This window comes from Nocardioides dilutus (assembly GCF_054779555.1).
The window spans coordinates 263514-285058 of record NZ_BAAGYA010000002.1 but is presented as its reverse complement, the minus strand read 5'-3'; the positions used below and the strand labels follow the sequence as shown (position 1 = coordinate 285058).

Annotated in this window: 22 protein-coding genes; 8 read left to right on the top strand and 14 right to left on the bottom strand. The window is 70.7% G+C overall.

Going from position 1 to position 21545, the window contains the following annotated elements; all coding sequences use genetic code 11:
- Positions 1 to 75: 75 nt before the first annotated feature.
- Positions 76 to 1476, bottom strand: coding sequence for an O-antigen ligase family protein (locus ACYVC6_RS10930; protein WP_460713894.1), 1401 nt, complete (start codon positions 1474 to 1476; stop codon positions 76 to 78).
- A gap of 60 nt (positions 1477 to 1536) precedes the next feature.
- The gene (locus ACYVC6_RS10925) at positions 1537 to 2280 is read right to left on the bottom strand and encodes a hypothetical protein (protein ID WP_460713892.1); all 744 of its coding nucleotides are present in this window, start codon (positions 2278 to 2280) and stop codon (positions 1537 to 1539) included.
- A 291-nt stretch (positions 2281 to 2571) separates the two neighbouring features.
- Here ACYVC6_RS10925 and ACYVC6_RS10920 point away from each other — a divergent pair, with 291 nt between their 5' ends.
- The gene (locus ACYVC6_RS10920; protein WP_460713890.1) at positions 2572 to 3381 is read left to right on the top strand and encodes a 2OG-Fe(II) oxygenase; all 810 of its coding nucleotides are present in this window, start codon (positions 2572 to 2574) and stop codon (positions 3379 to 3381) included.
- Positions 3382 to 3408: 27 nt separating this feature from the next.
- On the opposite strand, the gene ACYVC6_RS10915 is transcribed toward ACYVC6_RS10920, so the two are convergent.
- The 4 genes from ACYVC6_RS10915 to ACYVC6_RS10900 all read right to left on the bottom strand — a co-directional run bounded on the left by ACYVC6_RS10915 (position 3409) and on the right by ACYVC6_RS10900 (position 7738).
- Positions 3409 to 4380, bottom strand: coding sequence for a rhamnosyltransferase WsaF family glycosyltransferase (locus ACYVC6_RS10915; protein ID WP_460713889.1), 972 nt, complete (start codon positions 4378 to 4380; stop codon positions 3409 to 3411).
- Between the two features lie 319 nt (positions 4381 to 4699).
- Complete coding sequence (locus tag ACYVC6_RS10910; protein WP_460713887.1) at positions 4700 to 5677, bottom strand: glycosyltransferase family 2 protein; 978 nt, start codon at positions 5675 to 5677, stop codon at positions 4700 to 4702.
- Positions 5674 to 6714: a hypothetical protein gene (locus tag ACYVC6_RS10905; protein ID WP_460713885.1), complete on the bottom strand. Its 1041-nt coding sequence runs from the start codon at positions 6712 to 6714 to the stop codon at positions 5674 to 5676. The genes ACYVC6_RS10910 and ACYVC6_RS10905 overlap by 4 nt, the downstream gene beginning before the upstream one ends.
- Before the next feature lie 178 nt (positions 6715 to 6892).
- Positions 6893 to 7738: a glycosyltransferase gene (locus ACYVC6_RS10900; RefSeq protein ID WP_460713883.1), complete on the bottom strand. Its 846-nt coding sequence runs from the start codon at positions 7736 to 7738 to the stop codon at positions 6893 to 6895.
- Between the two features lie 147 nt (positions 7739 to 7885).
- On the opposite strand from ACYVC6_RS10900, the gene ACYVC6_RS10895 reads away from it, so the two are divergent.
- Both ACYVC6_RS10895 and ACYVC6_RS10890 read left to right on the top strand, forming a co-directional pair.
- Complete coding sequence (locus ACYVC6_RS10895; protein WP_460713881.1) at positions 7886 to 8563, top strand: polysaccharide deacetylase family protein; 678 nt, start codon at positions 7886 to 7888, stop codon at positions 8561 to 8563.
- A 91-nt stretch (positions 8564 to 8654) separates the two neighbouring features.
- Complete coding sequence (locus ACYVC6_RS10890) at positions 8655 to 9884, top strand: methyltransferase domain-containing protein (RefSeq protein ID WP_460713879.1); 1230 nt, start codon at positions 8655 to 8657, stop codon at positions 9882 to 9884.
- 43 nt (positions 9885 to 9927) lie between these two features.
- Here the strand turns inward: ACYVC6_RS10890 and ACYVC6_RS10885 are convergent, their stop codons facing one another.
- The 5 genes from ACYVC6_RS10885 to ACYVC6_RS10865 are packed head-to-tail and all read right to left on the bottom strand — an operon-like array spanning position 9928 to position 13678.
- Positions 9928 to 11019, bottom strand: coding sequence for a class I SAM-dependent methyltransferase (locus ACYVC6_RS10885; protein ID WP_460713878.1), 1092 nt, complete (start codon positions 11017 to 11019; stop codon positions 9928 to 9930).
- Positions 11006 to 11557, bottom strand: a complete 552-nt coding sequence (locus ACYVC6_RS10880) for a dTDP-4-dehydrorhamnose 3,5-epimerase family protein (RefSeq protein ID WP_460715327.1) — start codon at positions 11555 to 11557, stop codon at positions 11006 to 11008. Before ACYVC6_RS10880 ends, ACYVC6_RS10885 begins: the two co-directional genes overlap by 14 nt.
- Before the next feature lie 5 nt (positions 11558 to 11562).
- Complete coding sequence (locus ACYVC6_RS10875) at positions 11563 to 12195, bottom strand: PIG-L deacetylase family protein (RefSeq protein ID WP_460713876.1); 633 nt, start codon at positions 12193 to 12195, stop codon at positions 11563 to 11565.
- 55 nt (positions 12196 to 12250) lie between these two features.
- A complete protein-coding gene (locus ACYVC6_RS10870) occupies positions 12251 to 12940 on the bottom strand; it encodes a helix-turn-helix transcriptional regulator (protein WP_460713874.1) in 690 nt (229 codons plus the stop codon).
- Positions 12941 to 12976: 36 nt separating this feature from the next.
- Positions 12977 to 13678, bottom strand: a complete 702-nt coding sequence (locus ACYVC6_RS10865; RefSeq protein ID WP_460713872.1) for a helix-turn-helix transcriptional regulator — start codon at positions 13676 to 13678, stop codon at positions 12977 to 12979.
- A gap of 339 nt (positions 13679 to 14017) precedes the next feature.
- Between ACYVC6_RS10865 and ACYVC6_RS10860 the strand changes: the two genes are divergently transcribed.
- From ACYVC6_RS10860 to ACYVC6_RS10850, 3 genes are all read left to right on the top strand, one after another.
- Positions 14018 to 15499 carry a sensor histidine kinase gene (locus ACYVC6_RS10860; protein WP_460713870.1) on the top strand — a complete coding sequence of 494 codons (1482 nt, stop codon included), beginning with the start codon at positions 14018 to 14020 and terminating at the stop codon, positions 15497 to 15499.
- Positions 15477 to 16169: a LuxR C-terminal-related transcriptional regulator gene (locus tag ACYVC6_RS10855; protein WP_460713868.1), complete on the top strand. Its 693-nt coding sequence runs from the start codon at positions 15477 to 15479 to the stop codon at positions 16167 to 16169. Before ACYVC6_RS10860 ends, ACYVC6_RS10855 begins: the two co-directional genes overlap by 23 nt.
- Before the next feature lie 96 nt (positions 16170 to 16265).
- Complete coding sequence (locus ACYVC6_RS10850; RefSeq protein ID WP_460713866.1) at positions 16266 to 17732, top strand: exopolysaccharide biosynthesis polyprenyl glycosylphosphotransferase; 1467 nt, start codon at positions 16266 to 16268, stop codon at positions 17730 to 17732.
- A 9-nt stretch (positions 17733 to 17741) separates the two neighbouring features.
- On the opposite strand, the gene ACYVC6_RS10845 is transcribed toward ACYVC6_RS10850, so the two are convergent.
- Positions 17742 to 18521, bottom strand: a complete 780-nt coding sequence (locus tag ACYVC6_RS10845) for a 3'(2'),5'-bisphosphate nucleotidase CysQ (RefSeq protein WP_460713864.1) — start codon at positions 18519 to 18521, stop codon at positions 17742 to 17744.
- Between the two features lie 196 nt (positions 18522 to 18717).
- On the opposite strand from ACYVC6_RS10845, the gene ACYVC6_RS10840 reads away from it, so the two are divergent.
- On the top strand, positions 18718 to 19128 hold the full coding sequence (locus tag ACYVC6_RS10840) for a hypothetical protein (RefSeq protein ID WP_460713862.1): 411 nt from the start codon (positions 18718 to 18720) through the stop codon (positions 19126 to 19128).
- Between the two features lie 11 nt (positions 19129 to 19139).
- Here ACYVC6_RS10840 and pth read toward each other — a convergent pair whose 3' ends face one another.
- Both pth and ACYVC6_RS10830 read right to left on the bottom strand, forming a co-directional pair.
- Positions 19140 to 19733, bottom strand: a complete 594-nt coding sequence (gene pth, locus ACYVC6_RS10835) for an aminoacyl-tRNA hydrolase (RefSeq protein ID WP_460713860.1) — start codon at positions 19731 to 19733, stop codon at positions 19140 to 19142.
- Positions 19734 to 19759: 26 nt separating this feature from the next.
- On the bottom strand, positions 19760 to 20461 hold the full coding sequence (locus ACYVC6_RS10830; RefSeq protein WP_460713858.1) for a 50S ribosomal protein L25/general stress protein Ctc: 702 nt from the start codon (positions 20459 to 20461) through the stop codon (positions 19760 to 19762).
- 204 nt (positions 20462 to 20665) lie between these two features.
- On the opposite strand from ACYVC6_RS10830, the gene ACYVC6_RS10825 reads away from it, so the two are divergent.
- Positions 20666 to 21541, top strand: a complete 876-nt coding sequence (locus ACYVC6_RS10825; RefSeq protein WP_460713856.1) for a M15 family metallopeptidase — start codon at positions 20666 to 20668, stop codon at positions 21539 to 21541.
- The last annotated feature ends 4 nt before the right edge of the window (positions 21542 to 21545 follow it).

Genomic DNA, 21545 nt, shown 5'->3' with positions numbered 1-21545 from the left:
ACATCGGGTATATGCGTTGGATCCCAGGTGCGCAGGGGAGAGCTGCGGTACACGGTTTTCGGCCGGCACCCGCGCCTACGAGTGACCGTCAGCGTGCATCTGCCCGGGGCTCACCGACCGGACGCTGTCCAGACCGGTCTGGGCCAGCTGCGGGGCACGTCCAGGGTCCTCGGCAGGCCGGGACAGCCGCCACACCGCCCCCGCCATGCCCATGAGCAGGAAGGTGAGTCCGGAGTGCATCCGGTAGCTCCACGCGTCGAAGGTCACCATGCTCACGACCGCTCCCGCGATCGATGCCGAGATCGACAGGCCGAGGCTGCGGCCGCTTGAAGTCGGAGCGTGCCGGAATGCCGTCCGGGCGCACAGGAAGGCGGTGAGCATGACGAGGAACACGACACCGGTGCCCACCAGACCGAGCTCGAGCACCATGCTCAGCCACTGGTTGTCGAGGATCCGGTATTCGCGCGGGACAAAGGTGAACAGCCCTCGGCCCAGCCACGGATGGTCTCCCACGAGGTCGAAGACGAGGTGGTAGTCGTCGGTCCTGCCGGAGACGCTCGGATCGTTGCCGAGGTTGGTGAACAGCGAGACGAGGGTCCCGACGAGACCTGGGAACAGGAGACGGACACCGACGACGGCGAGCGGGGTCAGCACGAGGGCTTTCAGACGTAGGCGAGCCGGCCAGCCCGCGAAGAGGACGATGCCGACGACCGCCATGTCCAGCATCGCCGAACGCGAGACAGACAGGAAAGCACCCACGAAGATCAGGCCGGTCGGGAGCAGCGCGAGGCGGTGACCCGGCCGTTGCATGGTCCAGTGCAACGCCAATGGGAAGAGACACGCCATCACGACGCCGAACTCGATGGGGTGGACGGCGGTGGCGGACACCCTGTTGAGGACCGATCTCTCGCCGATCCCGGCGAGGTCGGTGTTCGCCGACAGACCCGGAAGCGTCAGGTACCGCACCACGCTCAGCCCGGTCGTGTACTCGATCACGGCGATCCCCGCCACCACCGCGCCCAGCCAGACCATCCACCCCACGATGTGGTCGACGTCCCGCCAGCTGCGCAGGCCCTCACCCGCGACCAGCATGACGGCCAGCCATCCCGCCGCGACCATCAGGCCGCGGTCTGCGGCATTCACCTCGATCGTTTGCACTTGGCTCAGCGTCTCGCGAACGAGGGTGTAGACGTCGTCGAAGTACTGATGCGTCCCCGGCGGGGTGTACCAACCGGAGGCCATGCCGTTGGCGTACGACGCCAGAATCGTGGCTGCCAGCAGCCCGGCGATGATGCGGATCGGCGTCGTGACGGCTCCGGCGTCCAGCCGTCCGATCGCCGCGCACACCCACCACACCAGGCCGGCGATCGCCCACAGGTTGGCCGGTGTGCCTGCTGCCCCCAACGGGTGGAGGACCAGCTGCGCCGGGATGAGCATGTTCAGCAGGAGATACACGACCAGGAACAGGATCGCCATGTTCCGACGGCCGACGTTCGTTCCGCTCGGTGGTGGACGACGCTGCACCCACTGCACGGCTCAGCCGACCAGCATGCGACGACGGTTTGTGCTTGACTCCGGCTCGAGCCGAGCGTGCTCCGCGTTGACGTCCTCCATGTCGTTCCGTGGGCGCGAGCCTCGTGGCCAGCGCTTCGGTAACGGGTCGCGCACCGCGGTCGGCCGGCGACGAGCCAAGGCACGGTCCAGCGCGAACGTGGCGACGAGGAAGAGCACCAAGGACGAGCCGAACGCGCCCACGAGGGCACGCAGCCGACTCCCTGGCAGGACCTGGGCCGTCGGACTGACATCGGAGGCCTCGGTCGAGATGATCTGGTGGCTCGGGATGCCCCGGCCCTGCTGCAGCTCAGCCATGACGTCGTTCACCTCGTCCATGACCGCATCCCGGGTGGCAAGCGCCATGGCCGGATCCTTCGACTTGGTCGTGATCTGCAGCAGTGGCCCGACCCCCGGAACCAGGCCGACGTCGTACTCGGCCCTGAAGCCCTTGCTGCCGAGCTCGCGCTCGGTGGTGAGGCTCATGACCTCCGTGGCGACGACAGAGGCCATCAACGACAGACCGGACTGGAGGTTCAGGTAGGGGTTGATGGGCGTCTTGGTGCCCGGGGCGTCGGGCGGCAGCAGGACGACCAGCTGACCCGATGCCTGGTAGTCGGAGCTCACGTGCTTGAGCGTCTGGACGCCGACCCCGATAGAGAACACCAGTCCGAAGCCGAGGAACAACCACCTCCGCCCGAACACCCGCAGCGTGTCCGAGGCGTACACCGGTCAGCACCGCCCCGGGAACGCCACGGGCAGGCAGGAACCGGTCAGGGACATGATGAGGACGCTATGAAGAACGTCGGCTGACGATCCCCTCCACCTCCAGGCATACCCAATCGTGGGTAGTTGCAGTCGCCCACTGTCGATGCGCGACGACGACTCATCCGGCGGCAGAGCGCCGCGCTGTACACAAATGTGGTGAACGACGGGGCGAGGCCCTCGGCTGGTCCGATGCAGTCACTAGCGTCACCCACGCTCAGGGAGTTGGGACAGCAGTGTGGAAAGGAAGATCCCATGTCGGTTGACCAGGCGTTCGCGTTCCGTCGCCAGGAGCTCCTGCCTCTGGCCGACCGGTTCCGCGACCAGTTCAAGTCAGCCACGCCGTTCCCGCACGTGGTGATCGACGACTTCCTCCCGCCGGAGCTGCTCGAGCAGGTGCTCGCGGAGTTCCCGCGGCGCGAGCAGATCGACTGGGACCAGTTCGACACCGCACGAGAGGTCAAGCTCGCCCTGGCCGATGTCGAGCAGATGGGGCCGACCACTCGCCATCTGCTCGCCGAGTTCAACTCGGCGGTGTTCACCGACTTCCTCACCGCGCTCACCGGCATCGAGAAGCTCATCCCTGACCCCCAGTACTCGGGGGGTGGACTCCACCAGATCCAGAGGGATGGCTTCCTGAAGGTCCACGCCGACTTCAACAAGCATCCCGCGTTCGACCTGTACCGCAGGCTCAACGGAATCCTCTACCTGAACAAGGACTGGCAGGAGGAGTACGGGGGGCATCTCCAGATCTGGGACCCCGACATGACGACGTGCGAGAAGAAGGTGCTGCCCGTCTTCAACCGGTTCCTGATCTTCGCGACCCTGGACGACGCGTACCACGGCCACCCCGACCCGCTGACGTGCCCGCCGGACCGCGCGCGTCGTTCGATGGCGCTCTACTACTACACCGTGGAGAAGCCGAGTGGGACCCTGACAGACCACACCACGCTGTTCAAGCAGCGCCCTGGTGAGGTGTGGAACAGCACGGCGCGGCAGGCACTCAAGCGATGGGTGCCGCCTGCCATCTCGGAGGCATTCCGGGATCGTCGACGCCGAAGCTGAGCCACAGGCGTGCTTCGGGACCAGCGGTCACGAGCGTGCCAGCGTCTGCAGTCGGCCGACCGTCTCGGCGATCACCTGCTCCACCTTCTCGGCCGCCGTTGCCCAGCTCGCGCCGGCCACACTGGCTGCCGCCTCGGCCGCGGTGGCCTCGCGCTCGACGGGCGGCCCGGAGATCAGGTCGTCAAGGGCAGCCGCGAGGTCGAACGGTGTGGCCCGGGCGTAGCGGACGTGATCGTTGTCCAGCACCAGGCGATTGTGCTCCGCGGCGTTGACGACTGGGATGCATCCGGACGCGAGCATCTCGTGGGGAACGAGCGAGACGTTGGTGGCCGACAGGGTGAGCCCCGCGACGCAGCGGTTGTAGAGCTGGTTCAGCTCAGCGGGCGTGAGCAGCCCGTGCTGCGTCGCTGGGAACGACAGGTTCCCGACCCGCTCGCCGTAGATGTGGATCTCCACGGCGGGGCGCTGCTCGGCGAACAGCTCGAGCGCGGCCATGGCCAGCTCGTGCGCCCGCCGGGGAGTCGCGGGCCGGCAGTAGTAGCAGACGCCCGTGCGTCGCCGGACGGCTTCGGGGCTCGTGTCCAGGCGATAGGTGTCGACGTCACAGCCGAACTCGAAGTGCTCGGCCGTCATGCCGTGCTCCACGGCGAGCTTGTGCGCCAGCCAGCGGCCGGCAGTGACACCGTGCAGACCGAACTGGTACGTCGCCTCCGCTAGGAGGTACTTGCTGCCGGCGGGATAGAACAAGGGTTCGTAGTCCTGCACGAAGTACATCCGGGCTCCCGCAGCGGGCGAGGCGATGACCGGGTAGACCGACTCCCAACAGGTGGCCAGGACGGCGTGGGCGTCCTCGATGCCGTCGACGACATCCCGGATCTCCGCCTGGACCCCGGGCCAGCATCGCGCGACGGTCGCCTGGTGCTGCTCCAGGGCCCAGCCATGCTGGTCGAGGAGGTAGACGATGTTGCGGTGTCCCATCGACTCCAGGGCCTCCACCATGCGATAGATGGTGGTCTGCCCACCGGAGCCCTGACTGGGTGGAACATCGACCCACGCAATCGTCAGAGGCTCGCCTTCTCGCCATGGCATCGGCGCCGGGAACACACCGCCGCTGGCCATCAGCGCGGCCGCCCTCCGCAGGTCGTCACGTGAGACCGACAGCGACTCGACGCCCTGTGGCGCCACAGCCCGGGCAGCCCGTCGACGAACCCGGTCGGAGACGCCCTGCGCACCTTCGGACCGCAGCAGACGACGCGCCTGACGAACTCTGTCGGTGACCGACGCCTGATGCTTGCTCACGGCTGCGCTTCCTCGCTGCTCATCGGAGCCACTCCGGTCCACGAGGGGCACCCAGGCGTCGGGGACTGACGAGCGTCGCAACCGCGGCCCGGGCTGCGGGCCGACCCAGCAGCGCCCGGCTCCCCTCTCTCAGGAGGCATGCTGCCCAGTACCCGGCGGTGGTCAGCCGGCCGTGGCGGCTCCGGTAGAGACGCACCGTGTTGGCGACGACCAACGGCCACAGCCGGACAGATCCCGCGGACCCGCCCTCGAGGTGCACGGCACCCGCGTCGGCGACGTACCGGGTCACGAAGCCGGCGTCCCGCGCACGCAGTCCGAAGTCCGTCTCCTCGGAGTAGAGGAAGTAGGACTCGTCCCACGGACCCACGGAGGTCCAGCACTCGCTGTGGATCAGCTGAGTCGACCCTTCCGCCCAGTCCGTCACGGCATCGCGGTCGTAGGCAGCCTCGTTGGTGACGACTTCTCCCCAGGCTCCGCGCCGGCCAGCCCTCTCCGCGCCGAGGAACGCAGCCGCGACCATCCTCCGTATCGTCGGCTCGCGGCGTTGCGACGCAATGAGCCGTCCCGCACGATCGCGCAGGCGTGGAACTGCGATGCCCGTTCCGGGTTGGCGCAGCGCGCCGAGCAGCCTCATGACGCAACCCGCATCCAGTCGTACGTCGGCGTTGAGTACGAGCACGGCGTTGTGCGGCGCGGCCGCCGCCACGCCAGCGTTGACACCGGCGGCATAGCCCGCGTTGCGCGCCATCTCGACCACGGTGGCCCGCGGAGCGGCGCGGCGCACCAGCTCGACGCTGTCGTCGCTGGAGTCGTTGTCCGCGACCACGAGCTCCCAGGAGACCCCCGCGAGACCCTCGGCCAGGGTCGCGATGAGGCCGGGAAGGTACTGGGCGCTGTTGAAGCTGACCACCACGACGGCGACTCGATCCAGGGCCAGGGTGTCCTCGTTGGCGGGTGTGGCCACTGGTGAGGCGGACGACCCGGTCGTCACCGTCACCCCGCCAACGATCTCGGCCGCGCGTCGTCCGACCCCTCGGGTGCCTCGACCGCAGCGGCGTCGGCCTGTTGACGACGCCTGGCCATGCGGTCGCGGTGCCGGCGAGACTGACTTGTGACGCGCACGGCAGGACCTGGGACCTCGTCCGTACTCGCTCCCGCCTTCTCCGCTGTGCCGGACTCGTGCCGGTCCAGGGGCACGCGCAGCTCGCCTGACCCTGCGTCCGGCTCGTCCAGGTCGTTCTCGGTCGCTTGCTCGTGGATCCGCTCGTCAGCTGCCCCCCCGGTCGGGTCGTTGCTGTGCTGCAGGGACGCGACCACCGGCTCGTCGTCCTCGTCCTCGTCGACCGCCGGCAGCCCGGGACCGCGGCGGATCTGGGATGCCTTGTCGCCCTCGGTCGTTGCCTCGACCAAGTCAGCCCGTGCGTCTCGCCGTGACCGCTGGCGCAGCAACCGCCTGTCGACTGCGAAGCAGAGCAGCATCACCAGGAGGAGTCCCGTGATCGCGGTCACGCCAGCCGCCGTGTAGACGCCGCCGTACAACGCGACGGGGTGCTTGCTGACTGTGGGCCGCGTCGCCGTCATCAACTGGTTCTTCGGCGTGTCGGCCTCCTGCTGCAGGGTGGCCAGCTCGGCATCGACCAGGTCCATGACGGCGTCCCTGGTCCGGTCGGCGACCTGGGGGTCGGGGTGGCTGGCGTCCACCTGGAGGATCGGGCCCGTCTGCGACAGATACGTGACCGTGTACTCCGCCGTCAGTCCGCGGCGCGCAAGCTGGTCCTCGACGTCCTTCGTGGTGACCATGCCGCTGATCAGGTTCGCCGTCGTGCCCATACCGTCCTGCAGGTTGAGGTAGGGGTTGACCGGCGGCCTTGTCGGGTCGGGGTTCGTCGGCGGCAGCAGGAAGAGCATCTGACCCGTGGCCTGGTAGTACGGCTGAGCACTCGCAAGAACGTTCCCGCAGAACGCGATGGTGAGCAGCAGTCCTGCCAGGGCCAATCGCCAGCGGCGCCGCAGCAGCAGGAGAACGCCGACCATCAGCCATCCTTCCTTCGCGAACAACTAACGTCGAGCCCCGGGAACGTCGACCTGGATGTTCGGACAGCGACATTCCACGCGATCCGCGCCTACCGAGGCTGGGACCCCTTGGCCTTACCCCTCAAATTGGGGAGGAACGTGCGGTACCTGCTGCTCCAGCTTCGCTCTGAGACGCCGATCAAGCACGGGAGCTCTCGTCCCTGAGCCACGTGGTGAAGTCGCCAGAGCGGACCGCGCGACGCGACTGCAGCCGCGCGACGGCACCGACCAGCACGAACAGTGCCACCCGCGGCGCGAGTACGGGCCGCCGTACGGCCAGGGTGACCAGGGTGGTCCACGCCGTCGACGACTCCGGTCGTCGTAGGCCGGCCGTGCCTGCCTGGGCGTTGCCGGTCGCGATCCGGACCCGGCGACGGAGGAGGTCGCGGAGGCTTTCCGGGGCGCGCACTTCTGCAAACGCGGTCAACACGACCCGCCGCTCTCTGGGATCAAAGGCCTCGGACACCGCCAGGTCGTCGCTCATCAGGTGGGGCAGAGCGTCCACCCGGCGCTGTCCCTCCTCGGAGAGCGCGAACACGCCCCGTCCGAACAACCCGCTGCGCACCTGTGGCAGCTGCTCCCACACGTCGTAGAACCAGCGGACAGGGCGGCTGGACCGCTCCCGCAGCAGCACTCGCTGCGGCGCCGCCGCCAGGATCCCAGGCTGTCGGAGCGACTGGACCAGGTTGACGACATCGGCGCCCGAGATGGCGACGTCCGCGTCCAGGTGGACCCGCGGGTACACGGTTCCTGCGGCGTTGCCCACCCGGACGGCCTCGGCCTTCGACGGTTTCGGGATCTCCAGCACGCGGGCCCACGGCGCGACCCTCCGGGCCACCTCGGCCGTCCGGTCCATGCACCCGTTGCACACCACCACGACATCGAGGTCGCCCGGAGAGACGCCGACCGCCAGGCGGGCCAGTGTGTGCGCGATCACACGCTCTTCGTTGTGTGCGGGGACAACGACCCCAGCCAAGGCATCCACCGCACCAGCATGGAGACGATCCGGTGTCGAGGTCGCGCGATGCCTGACCCCTCCCCCATTTCGGCGATGGGGTTCCCGATACCCAATCGAGGGGGTACGGACCCTCGTCCGGATCTCCGTTGCCCCGATCCCTTGGAGATTGGCGCGATGGCCGTCAACGTCACGGTTCACGGAGCCGGACCGCTTCCCTCCCGGCCGTTGGACGACGGCGAGGACCAGGTCTGGATCTCGGTCGAGCAGCTCGAGGGGCTCCTCGACGCCGTCGTGGGGCGCCCGGACGTCACGATCACCTTCGACGACGGCAACCTCTCCGACCTGGAGATCGGCCTGCCCCGACTGCTCGAGCGTGGGCTGACGGCCCGGTTCTACGTGTGCGCGGGCCTGATGGGCGAACCGGGCAGGCTCGACCGCTCGGGGGTGCGCGAGCTGCACCGTGCCGGAATGATCATCGGCTCGCACGGGTGGATGCACCGTGACTGGCGGTCGTTGGACTGGAGCTCGCGCGGTGCCACGCAGGTGGAGGACGAGATGGTGCGCGCACGGCAGCACCTCGAGCACCTGACCGGCTCGGAGGTCTCCGAGGTCGCGGTGCCGTTCGGCTCCTACGACCGCCACGTCCTGCGGGCCCTGCGACGGAGCGGCGTCACCAGGGTGTACACCAGCGACGGCGGCTGGGCGCCGACCGGCGCCTGGATGCAGGCACGGACCAGCATCCGCGCCGACGACGGCCCCGACTGGCCGAAACTGGTCATGATCGACCGCCCTGGGCTGCGCCGGCGTGCTCGCAACCGGGCCGTCCGGGTCGCCAAGAGCCTGCGCGGCTGAGGCCAGCGGGGAGGGGCGCTCGCTCCCCCATTCGGGGTACGTCGCCCGGCGACCGGGCCCGGTGGGCCAGGCCGCCTCTAGCGTCGGCCGCGTGATCGTCCCGAAGTGCCGTTTCTGCGGAAGCGAGCTGACACAGACGTTCGTCGACCTCGGCATGTCACCGCCCTGCGAGAGCTATGTCGACCAGGACCGGCTCGACCGGGGCGAGATGTTCTATCCCCTGCACGTGCGGATCTGCTCGTCGTGCCTGCTCGTCCAGCTGCCGGCCTACCTCGCCGGTGAGGCCATCTTCAGCCACTACGCCTACTTCTCGTCCTACAGCGACTCGTGGGTGGCGCACGCGAAGCGCTACGTCGACCAGGCGGTCGCGAGGCTGGGCCTGGGCCAGGACTCGTTCGTGGTCGAGGTGGCCAGCAACGACGGCTACCTGCTCCAGCACGTGCGCGACCTCGGCATCGCGTGCCTCGGCATCGAGCCGGCGGCGAACATCGCGGAGGTGGCTCAGGCGAAGGGCATCGAGACCGTCTGCGACTTCCTCGGACAGGCCACGGGCACGGCCGTGGCCGGCGACCACGGCAAGGCGGACCTCGTGGTCGCCAACAACGTCTTCGCACACGTTCCCCACATCGTCGACTTCGCCCGTGGCCTTCGCGCCCTGGTGAAGGACGACGGCACGGTGACCATCGAGATCCCGCACCTGCTGCGGCTGATCGAGGACCGGCTCTACGACACGATCTACCACGAGCACTACTCGTACCTGTCACTCCTCACGACCCGGCGTGTGCTCGCCGAGGCGGGCCTCGCGGTGGTCGACGTGGAGCAGCTCCCGACCCACGGCGGGTCGCTGCGCACCTGGTCCATGCCCACCGAGCACGCGACCGCCCCCAGCGCGCGGGTGGCCGAGGTGCTGGACGACGAGCGCGCCGCCGGTCTCGACACAGTCGAGGGCCACGCCGGCTTCGCCTCGGCCGTCAGCGCCGCTCGCGACGACCTCGTGGAGTTCCTGATCGGGGCCCGCCGGGACGGGCGGACGGTGGCGGGGTACGGCGCGCCCGGCAAGGGCAACACCCTGCTCAACCACGCAGGGATCCGCGCGGACCTGCTCGCCTACACCGTGGACCGCAACCCCTACAAGCAGGGCATGTTCCTGCCCGGCACCCACATCCCGATCCACGCCCCGGAGAAGCTGGCCGAGACCCGGCCGGACTACATCCTGGTGCTCCCGTGGAACCTGCGCGAGGAGATCTCCGTCCAGTTGGAACACACCCGCGAGTGGGGCGCCCGGCTGGTCGTCCCGCTCCCGAGGCTCGAGGTCATCTGACGTGCGGCACCGCTGACCGATCGTTTCCGGGGGGTCCGGTCGGTCAGCGGTCGCCGTGGACCACCCAGCGACCCGACAGCTCGGGCCACGCCTCGCGGACCTCGCCGAGCAGGTCCGGGAGCATCAGCAGGATCTCGCTGGGATCCGCCGCCAGGAGCGCCGCCGGCTCGACGACCGGGATCCTCGTGCCGGGCATCCTGCGTCCCCGCTTGGCAGGAGAGGCGTCGGCGATCGCGGCGACGGCACCGTCCGGCAACCCCGCCGCGGCAAGCACGGCCACCGCCCGCGAGCCGGCCCCGTAGAGCCAGGCGCCGCCGCGCTGCCGGACCACCCAGCCGCGGAGCCACGCGACATCGCGAGCCGGTGCCTGACCCAACGGCACCATCATCTCCGGGTCCAGGACCCCGGCGGCGACCTCCGCCCGCTCCAGGTCGTCGACCGCCGCGGCCTCGTCGGCCGGACCGGCCTCCGTGCGGGAGGCCAGCAGGAGGACCGACCCGCCGTACAACGAGTACGTGCGCGCGGCCAGGACGGACAACCCGACGTCGGCCAGGAGCCGCCTGGCGGCGGGGATGCTGTGGTAGGCGAAGTGGCCGTGCCGCAGCGCGTTCCACTCCCGGTTGCGCAGGGTGGCGGCGTACGTCGGGAACTGGAGCAGGAGAAGTCCGTCGTCGGTCAGTGCGTCCGCCCTGGCCTGCAGTGCGGCGCCCTGGTCGCGGTCGTGCATCAGGCCGTAGACGTCGATGACCAGGCCCGCCCGGCGCCCCTGCGCGGGCAGGAAGCCGTGCGCGGCGAGGGCCTCCCCCCACGATCCGCCGTGGGGGCTGGCGAACTCCACGAACCCGCCCGGCACCAACAGCTCAAGGGCGACCAGCTCGGCCACGGCGTCGTACGCCTGCCGCACGGCCGCGCGCGGCTCGATCGCCCGCGGCTCCTCGGCCACCGTGGCGTCGTCCATGAGCTGCGCCAGGCCGCACGCGGCGCACCACCACATCGCGAGGGGGTGGCGCGGGTCGGGGCCGGCGTCCGAGACCAGGGGAAAGCGATCGGCGGCGGGCTGGTCACCCAGGTCGAGCACGACCTGGCCGTCGCTGGAGCGGCAGCCACGGCAGCGATGGCCCTCAGACGCGGACATGGCGGTCGGCGAGCTCGCGCCAGGAGCCCGCGGAGCGGTCCCGCGGGCTGAGGGTGTCCACCGGTAGCGGCCAGGCGATGGCGAGGTCCGGGTCGTCGTAGCGCACCGAGACGTCCTCGGCGGGGTCGTGGGGCCGGTCGATGCGGTAGCAGATGTCGGCGACCTCGCTGAGCACCTGGAAGCCGTGCAGGAAGCCTCGGGGCACGTAGAGCACCAGGAGCTGCTCGTCGTCGAGGCGGAAGGCCTGGTGCCTCCCGTACGTCGGTGAGCCGGGTCGGGCGTCGACGATCACGTCGAGGATCGCGCCGTGGGCGCAACGGACCAGCTTGGCCTCGCCCGCCCCGCCGCGACCGTGCAGGCCGCGCAGCGCCCCGCGACACGACCGCGACTGCGAGTCCTGGACGAAGGCCGCAGGGTCGAGCCCGTGCGCCGACGCCACCGCGGCGTCGAACGTGCGGGTGAAGAAGCCGCGGTCGTCATGGGACGGCGACGGGCGGAACACCAGCACGTCGCCCAGCTCGCCGGCCTCGACCCGCATCCTGCTCACACCTCCACGAGCGCCTTGGACACGTGGAACGCCTCGGCGTACGGGCGGCGGCACTCCATGCCCCGCAGCCGCATCAGCCCGAGGAAGACCTCGTCGTCCCACCAGTCGTGCGGATGCTGGCTCGGGAAGTGCCGGTTGAGCAGGTCGACCTTGCGCCGGGCCTGTTCACGGGTGAGCCCCACGTAGTGGGAGGGGGCACCGAGGTCACCGTCCCACTTGGGGATCTCGAAGTGCAGCACGAGGGCGTCCCGCCAGACGGTGGTCACCATGACCCCCAGCGTGCGGTGGTCCTGGTGGGCGTCGTCGACGCGGTGCGTGAGCACCACCTGCGGCCGACAGTGCCGGGCGAGGTCCTCGAGGTGCTCCTTCGCGGCCTCCCAGTGGGTCGGCAGCCGGCCGTCTGGCAGGGCGGCGAAGTGCGTCTTGACCCCGGGCAGGATCTCCTGCAGCGCTCGCGCCGACTCGGCTGCCCTGTCGGGCGTTCCGGTCAGGACCGCGACCGTGAGGCGCAGGTCGGCCCGCTCCGCGAGTCGCAGCAGCGTGCCCCCACACCCGATCTCGACGTCGTCGGGATGAGCCCCCACGCAGAGGACGTCCAGAGGTCCGTCGGGCAGTCGCAGGGCGTCCACGCCGTGAGCATGATCGGCGGCGGCCGCCTCGCTCCGTGGACGACGTCGACGTACCTCAATTGGGGGAGTCGTCCAGCACGTCCTCGTAGGCGGCCACGGCGGCCATCTGGGAGTTGACGTCCAGCTTCCTGAGGATCGACTTGACCTGGCTGCGCACGGTGGCCTCGGTGACCTCCGACTCCTCGGCGATGGCGCGGACCGACACCCCCTCGTGCAGCAGCTGGAGCACCTCGTCCTCCCGATCGGTCAGGGTCCTCAGACGGGTCTCCAGCTCGCTGCGCCGCTCCGTGAACGTGCGCCAGGCCTGAACCAGCTCACGGTGCCCCCGTCGCCGCCGGGATGCCAGCCTGCCCGAGGCCAGGTCGTCGAGCAGGCGGCACACCTTGTCGAGCCCGGTGTCGTTCGGGACGACGAGCACCACCCCGCTCTCGTAGAGCGCACCCCACGCCGGACCGCGGGCGACGCCGGCCATCACCAACCACGGCACCGGCAGGCCGGTGACGAGGATCCGTGCTGCCTGCACCTGGTCCATCCTGGTCAGGTCACTCACCACCAGCCCCGCGTCAGGCGGAGGTCCCAAGGAGCGGCGCGACGAGCGGCGCCGGCGCACCGTCGGGGCGGGCTCCACGGCGGTGCGGGGCCACCGGACCACCAGGGCGTCGTAGGAACGGCTGCGGAGTGCTGCCGCAACCGACTCCGCGACGAGGGTCTGGTCGCTGCCCACGACGACCCGCAACGACGTCATGAACAGCCTCCTGGCGACTCGGGATGCGGGTCCCGGCTAGAGCGCAGCGGTCGCCGAGCGGCTCGTGACAGCGCTTGCGGGGGGATCGTCGTGCACCTGCGTGTAGGCCGCCACGGCCGCGATCTGGGACGAGACGTTGAGCTTCCTCAGGATCGCCTTGACCTGGGTGCGGACCGTGGCCTCGGTGACCTCGGAGCCCTCCGCGATGGAGCGCACGCCCACGCCGCCGTGGAGCTCGCGGAGCACCTGGTGCTCTCGGTGGGTCAACGAGCCGAGCCGTTGGTTCAGCTCCTCGCGGTCGCGAATGGCCTGGTGCCAGGCGTCGATCAGCTCGCGTCGACCGCGCGACGCCGACGGACCGCGACCGTGGGCGAGCGCCTGGAGCTCGCGGCACACGTCATCGAGACTGGCGCCGGGCGGAACGACGAGACTGGCTGCGCTCGAGTAGTAGGCCCCCCACATCGGCCCTCGGTCCTCCGGCGCCAGGACCAGCCACGGGATGGTCAGCTGCTCCATGAACGCCAACGCTCGAGATGACTCCTCGTCGAACGTGTGGGTGAGCAGGATGCCGACCTCGGCACCGTCAGCCGGCGGAGGTTCGCCGATGGGCGCGACGACCGAGGCGTGGCCGCGGGCACTGAGCGCCGCCCGCACCGCCTCGCCCACGAGGGTGTGCTCGGCCACGATCATGACGCGCACCTTGCTCCGCACGTCGGACGAGACGCCCGCTCGCGCCATGCACGACCTCCCTTGTGTTGGTCCTGACATCGCATCTGGAAGGCAGTCCCGTGTGACTCAGCGTGTCGAAACCACGCTGGTCGTCTGGGTCCGGCGGGGCGAGTCACCTGATATTGGGGAGGGGAATGGTTATCTGGAACCAGAAAGGAATAGTCATTTCAGGTCATATGCGCCCCCAACTTGTGGTATAGCCTCACTCCCGTCCCCCGTATCACCAGATGAAGTTGCTTCCCCAACTTCGGGACCGCACCCCAGTGCTCTCGGACCCAAGGCGGCGACAACACCACCGGTTGAGCCTCGAGGTTCCGGCTCGGCCAGTCGATGAGCCTGGGGGGGCACATGCTGAAGAAGCACTATCACCGCAGCATCGGACGCGACGTCGTCTGGCTCACCACCGGAGCCTGCGTCCTCGTCGCTTCCTTGACCGCGTGGATGCTGATGGCCGGCCGCGGCCACTCGTTCACGACGACGTCACCGACGGTCGCGTTCGTCACCTACGCGCTCGCCCTCGGTGCGGGGGCGGCCGCCTACGTGCTGTGGCGGCTCGCGGGCGTCGACGGAGAGGACTCCTGGAACCGCCGGCTGTCGGGGTGGCTGGCGTTGGGACTGGTCCTCGGAGCTCTGCCCGCCTTCCTCCTGTCGTTCCTGCAGGAGTCGCAGCAACCTGGAGCGCCGCAGGGGGTGGAGGGCTGGCTGCTCGTCAACCAGCTCGCGGTAGCCGGGGTGCTCGTCATCATCGCCCGGGAGTGCGAGCGGTTCGACGTCCTCGGCGACCCTGCCCTGGTCGGGGCGGTCGGCGGCATGGTCCTGACCGCGGCCACCTGCCTGGGGGTGCTCCTCGCGCCGGGGTTCCGCTTCGGGCCGGGCGGCACCGCGGTGGCCGGGACACTGCTCGTACTCATCGGCCTGGTCCTGGCCTGGAACCTGCTGCAGCGCGAGCACGTGTCGCTCTGGGTCCGCCAGCGGCTCGCCTTCTCCGCCGTCGCGCTGGTGTCCGCGCAGGCGGCGGGTCACCTCGACGGTTCAGCTGTCGCGGGCACCGCGATCGGGGCCAACCTGCTGGGCGGGTTCGTCCTCTGCGCTACCGCCGTGCGGCTGCTGTGGGGGGCGACGCGCGATCACCAGGACCAGGTGGTGCGGCTGCGCTCGGCGCTCGTCGAGACGGAGGTCGCCGTCCACGAGCAGCGGGACCTGCTCCACGAGCTGGGCTCGGCCCTGGCCGGGATCGCGGGTGCCTCCGAGATCATCCAGCAGGACCCGACCCTGCCGGAGCCGCGGCGACGCCGTCTGGAGCTGATGGTCGAGGCGGAGGTCGCGCGGCTCGTCCGGTTGATGGACCACCGTCCGAGCCCGTCCGACGACATCGGGATCGACGTCGACGAGGTGCTGGGCACCCTCGTCCTCAGCCACCGGACCCGTGGTGCGGACGTCAGGTGGCGCCCGAGCGGTCTCAGGGCCTCCGGTCGGGCCGACGACCTGGCCGAGGTCGTCAACATCCTGCTCGACAACGCCGGGCGGCACGCCGCCGGCGGCCCGGTGACCTTGTCGGTCTCGTTATCCGGCGGCGTCGTCGAGATCGCGTGCTCGGACCACGGCCCGGGCGTTCCCGCCGAGCTGCGGTCCCGCATCTTCGAGAGGGGCTCCCGCGGTCACCACTCGCCCGGCCAGGGCCTCGGGCTCGCCATCGCGAGGCGCTTGATGACCGAGCAGGGCGGGACCCTCGACCTCCGGCAGGCGGTGGACGGTGCCACCTTCGTGGTGGGTCTGCCCGAGCGTGTCTCCGACAACGAGATCGCCCGTGAAGTCGCCCACGCCTCGTAGCGACCTGCGGGTCGTGATCCTGGAGGATCACGTCCTGTTCGCCGAGTCCCTGGAGCTCGTGCTCACGATCGAGGGATACGACGTGCGCCGGCTGCCGGTGCCGACCGAGGAGCAGTCCCCGCAGGCCCTCGTCGGGGCGCTGACGCGCCTCCACCCCAGGGTCGTGCTGCTCGACCTCGACCTTGGGCGGTTCGGTGAGGGTGAGCGACTGATCGCTCCGCTGGCCCGCGCCGGGATCAACGTGGTGGTGGTCACGGCCTCGGTCGACCGCGCCCGGTGGGGGGAAGCCGTGCGTCTCGGCGCGCGCAAGGTCCTCTCGAAGTCACGTCCGCTCAACGACATCCTCGCGGCCGTGAGACGCATCAACCAGGGGCTGCGGGTCATGGGCGCCGAGGAGCGGGAGGAGCTCCTCGAGGCCTGGGGGAAGGAGCGGGCTCACCTGGTCGACGCACGTACCAAGCTCGACCAGCTGACCGTCCGGGAGCGCCAGGTGCTCGCCCACCTGATGAAGGGTCACACGGTCCGGGAGATCGCCGCCGAAGGAGTCGTGTCGGAGGCCACCGTGCGCACCCAGGTCAAGTCCATCCTGGCCAAGCTCGAGGTGACGTCCCAGCTGGCGGCCGTGGGCCTGGCCCATCGCGTCGGGTGGCGGCCGCCGCAGCACGTCTGACCTGCAAGTCCTCCGGCCCGAACATGCCCGATATGCGGCATGCTGCGCTCGCTCACGGTCCCTACGTTGGCGGCAGCGCACTTCGAAGGGGACCCGATGACGACGACGCACCAGCCGCTGCCCGGCGCGGCCGTCGTCGCGTCCGTCGAGACGCCCCACAGGCTCACCACCGCAGGGGTACGGCGTGCAGCGCACCGCGTGCCTGTCGCTCTCCTCACGCTCGACCTCGCCGCCGTCGCCGCTCCCGCGCTCGCGCTGCAGCACACGGTCGGCGCCTGGTCCACGGTCGTGTCGTCGGGAGTCGCCGCGGCCTGGTTGGCACTCCTCGCCTCCTGCGGCGGCTACGCCGCCCGTCCCGGTGCCCGGCACCGCGTGCACGCCCGCGCGGTCCTCCGGGCCACCCTCGGGCTGGGCGTGACCCTCTGGACGCTCGTCGCTTTCGCCCCCACGCTCTTCGGCGACCTGGCGACGACGGCGCGCTCGACAGTCGCACTGGTCGCCCTGGTCCCGCTGACCACCATCGGGATGCGCCGGGCGGCCGGAGTCGAGGAACCCCCCAGCCAGGTGGTGCTGGCCGGAGACCCGCGCAGCATCGACGACCTGCTCCACGACCTCCGGCGCGCAGCCAGGTCCGGGACCACAACCTTCGACCCGGTCGCCGTCTGCCTCCCGGCCGATGCCGGAGAGCCCGCCGCCAGCTGCTCGGGGTTGGCGGTGTGGCCAGGGCTGACCCGCGTCGCCGAGGCCGCGGCCGCTCACCGGGCGGACGCCGTCATCGTCGTACCGGGAGGGCACCTCGACCACGACGAGCTCCGGCGCCTGCGCAGACGGCTCCGGGCCGACGGGACCGACCTGCTGATCTCCACGGGCGTCCGGGACGTGAGCGACGGCGCGATCGACTTCCGCACTCACATCGGGACCCGGTTGCTGCACGTGCGGCCGGCCGCGGTCTCGGGCCCCGCCCGCCTGGTCAAGGACGCCGTGGACCGCGGGGCCGCGGTGCTGCTCCTGCTCCTCCTGTCACCGCTGCTGGCGGCCCTGCTCCTCGTGATCCGCCTGGACTCACCTGGCACGCCGCTCTTCCGGCAGACCCGTGTGGGACGTGACGGTCGGCCGTTCACGATGCTCAAGCTCCGCACGATGCACGTCAGCGCGGAGGAGCGCCGGGACGACCTCGCGGGCGTCAACGAGTGCGACCCGGACGGCCTGCTCTTCAAGATCCGGCGCGACCCGCGGATCACCTCGGTCGGCGCCGTGCTCCGCAGGTACTCCCTCGACGAGCTGCCCCAGCTCCTCAACGTCGCTCGTGGCGACATGTCCCTGGTGGGCCCGCGCCCCGCGCTGCCGGCGGAGGCGCACGCCTACAGCCAGGACCTGCGGCAACGGCTGGACGTCAAGCCGGGCATCACCGGACTCTGGCAGGTCTCGGGGCGCTCGGACCTCTCGTGGGAGGAGACCGTCCGCCTCGACCTCGCCTACGTCGACAACTGGTCGTGGACTCTCGACGTCTCGATCATCGCCCGGACCCTGGGTGCGGTGCTGAGTCATCGCGGCGCGTACTGAGCCGCCGGCTCAGGTGACGTCGTGAGCGCGCAGGTAGGCCAGGATCGGCTCGGCCAGCTCGGGGCGGCAGACGACCAGGTCGGGCAGGTAGACGTCGGGCTGGTTGTAGCGCAGTGCCGATCCGTCCACCCGGGACGTGAACAGGCCTGAGGCCCGGGCCACCGCCACGGGGGCCGCCGAGTCCCACTCGTACTGCCCTCCCGAGTGCACGTAGGCGTCGGTCACATCCCGCACCACGGAGATCACCTTGACCCCGGCGGACCCCATCGGCACCAGGTCGGCGTCCAGCTCCCGGGCCAGGCCGTGCACGAAGTCCGGCGGTCGGGTCCTGGAGACGGCGATCCGGGGTCGTGCCGCCGTACGCGGCGGCACGACAGGCGGGGCGCCGGTGGTGAAGGTGAGGCCCAGGGCCGGCTGCGCCACCGCTCCGGCGACGAGGTCGCCCTCCTGCCAGAGCGCGACGTGGACCGCCCAGTCGTCGCGCGGCGGCTCGGAGAACTCCCTGGTGCCGTCGAGGGGGTCGACGATCCAGACCCGGTCGCGCTCGAGCCGGACCCGGTCGTCCTTGCCCTCCTCCGACAGGACCGCGTCACCCGGACGGTGGCGGGCCAGCAGGTCCATCAGCAGCTCGTGGGCCGCGCGGTCGCCCGCGTCCTTCAGCTCCCGGCCCTCGAGACCCTCCCCTCGCACGCCGAGCAGCCGGCGACCCGCCTCCTGCGCCAACCAGGTGGCCAGCTCGTGGTCGCTGTTCGCCGCGGACGGAGGTGGAGCGGCTGCCTCGAAAGTCACGGTGCTCACCCTAGTGAGGCCAACCGGGCATACCTGCAGGCCCATGGCACTCGCCGCGCTCGGTCACTATGCTGCGACGGTCGGTGGGTAGCACGACCACCGGACCGGGCCTCTCGGCTTCCGACAGGAGTACTGTGCGAGATACACGCATCACGGGGAAGTACGTCCAACACCACACATGGGCTGGAGAGTGCCCATGAGCGACCCATTCCGATGTCGCGGACGAGTGGTGGTGGTCGCCGACCACCTGCTGGTCGCGGACGTAGTCGTCATCGCCCTGGCCAACCACGGGTTCGAGGCCACCAGCGTCGACCTCACCGACGAGGACGCGCTCGCGACGGTCCTGCCGAGGATCCTGGCCGACCCGCCCGAGGTCCTGCTCCTCGACGTCGACCTCCGCGCGCACGCCGACGAGGGCCTCTTCCTCGCGCCGGCGGTCCGCGCCGGGGTCGAGGTGGTGGTGATGACCGGCAACCACGACGACACGGTCCTCGCCCTCGAGGCGGGCGCCCGCTGCCTGATCCCGAAGACGTCGCCGCTGGCGGAGCTCATCGAGGCGCTGGAGAGCCTGCTGCCCGGCGACCCGTTGCTGCCGGCTCCCGCCTGAGGCGGCTCCGGTCAGGAGTTGAACACCTGCTGGGTGCGCTCGAGGCCCTGGGTGACCAGCGACTCGACGGCGTCCGCGGCCCGGTCGACCTCCAGCGGCAGCACCTTGCGCTCGGCCGCGGAGTAGTTCGAGAGCACGTAGTCGGCGGGGTCCTGCCGACCCGGCGGCCGGCCGATCCCGACCCGCACCCGGTAGAAGTCCCCGGTGCCGAGCGACGATCGTAGCGAGCGGAGCCCGTTGTGGCCGTTGTCGCCTCCGCCGAGCTTGATGCGCATGCTCTCGAACGGGAGGTCCAGCTCGTCGTGCACCGCCACGATCCGCTCCGGGGGAACGCCGTAGAAGCCCGCGAGCGCCTTGACCGGTCCGCCCAGCTCGTTCATGTACGAACGCGGACGGACCAGCACCACCCGAGGGCCCTCGACCCCGGGCGGGGTGAACCGTCCCTCCAGCACCTCGGCACGTCCGGACTTGTGGGCGCGCAGCGGCGAGCCTTGCCGGCGGACCAGCTCGTCGACGACGAGGTAGCCCACGTTGTGACGGTGACCGGCGTACGCCGGGCCGGGGTTGCCCAGCCCGACGACCAGCCAGGCCTCGGTGCCTTCCATCGACGGCTCCTTCGAGCGCCGGAAGATCACTCCGCCGCGGCGTCGCCCTCGGCCGCAGCCTCGCCGGACCCGCCGCCATCGCCGGCGCCGGAGTCGGCAGCGGCCTCGGCGTCCGCGTCGGACTCCTCGCGCTCGATCCCGGCCTCGGCCTCGGCCTCCTCGAGCTCGGCCTCGAGCGCCTCGGCGCTGACCTGCTCGGTGACGTTGACGATGAGGGTCTCCGGGTCGACCAGCAGCGTCGAGCCCTTGGGGATGCTCAGGTCGGAGGCGAGGATCTGGGTGCCGGCCTGGGCGCCCTCGACGGAGACCTCGATGAACTCGGGGATGTGCGTGGCCTCGGCCTCCACCTGGACGGTGGCGTTCTCGGTGACGACCAGCGTCTCGCGCGCGGCCTCGCCGACGACCTGGATCGGGATGTCGACGGTGACCTTCTCACCGCGGCGCACCGCGACGAAGTCGATGTGCTCGAGGGTGCGGCGGATCGGGTCGACCTGGACCTGCTTGGTCAGGGCGAGCTGGCTCGTGCCGTCGATGTCGAGGTCGAGGAGCGCGTTGGCGCCGCCGTGCTTGAGCGCCATCATCGTGTCGTGGCCCGGCAGGGTGAGGTGCACGGGGTCGTTGCCGTGGCCGTAGAGGACGGCGGGGATCTTGTCGGCGCGCCGGATGCGGCGGGCCGCGCCCTTGCCGAACTCGGTGCGGGTCTCGGCGGTGATCTTCTCGGTGGCCATGGCGGTTCTGCTCCTGCTGGTTGTCGGTCTACGTCGGGGGCTCTCGACGAACGATCGGAGCGCGCGCCCGGACGGGCCGGCCCTGTCGATCACGGAGACTGCTGCTGGTGCAGCGGACTCCCTCGCCGAGGCAACCCAGCGACCTTACCCGCCGCGAGGGCCGACGACCCAATCCACCGCAACGATCCGCCGTAGCCTGCAGGGGTGCCTCGACCGCCGCGCCGCTCCCTGGCCGTGGCCGCGCTGGCGCTGACGCTGGCGGCCTGCACCCAGCCGACCGCCCCGGTCGCCGAACCCTCGCCGAGCCCCGCACCCAGCCGTACACCTGCTCCCACGTCGACTCCCACCCCCGCGACGCCGCCGACCCCGGCACCGGGCACGATGCCGCCGGCCTGGCTCGGCACCCGGGTGCTGCCGCTGCGCCCCGACGGGTTCGGCGAGGTGCAGCCGACCCCACCCGAGCTGCGAGACCGGCGGTTCACACTCCCCGACCAGCTCGAGCCGCTGCCCGGCGAGGGTTTCGCATCCCTGGTCGAGCCGGTGCCGCCAGAGGTCCTCGCCCGCTCGACCTGGCAGCCGGACTGCCCGGTCACCGCCGAAGAGCTGAGCTGGGTGCGACTCACCTTCTGGGGCTTCGACGACACCCGGCACACGGGCGAGCTGCTGGTCAACGCGAGCGTCGCGGACGACGTGGTCTCGGTGTTCCGGCAGCTGTACGACGCGCGCTACCCGATCGAGGAGATGCGGATCACCCGGCTCGACGAGCTCGACGCGCCCCCGACCGGCGACGGCAACAACACCGGCGCCTTCGCCTGCCGGCCGGCCGTGGGAGGGACGACCTACTCCCAGCACGCCTACGGGCTCGCCATCGACCTCAACTCGTTCCAGAACCCCTATCTCAAGGGAGACCTGGTGCTGCCGGAGCTCGCCTCCGCCTACCTCGACCGCCAGGACGTGCGCGCCGGGATGATCGCGCCGGGCGACGTCGTCGTGGCGGCGTTCGCCTCGATCGGGTGGGAGTGGGGCGGCGACTGGCGAACGTTGAAGGACTACCAGCACTTCAGCTTGACCGGCAGGTAGACAG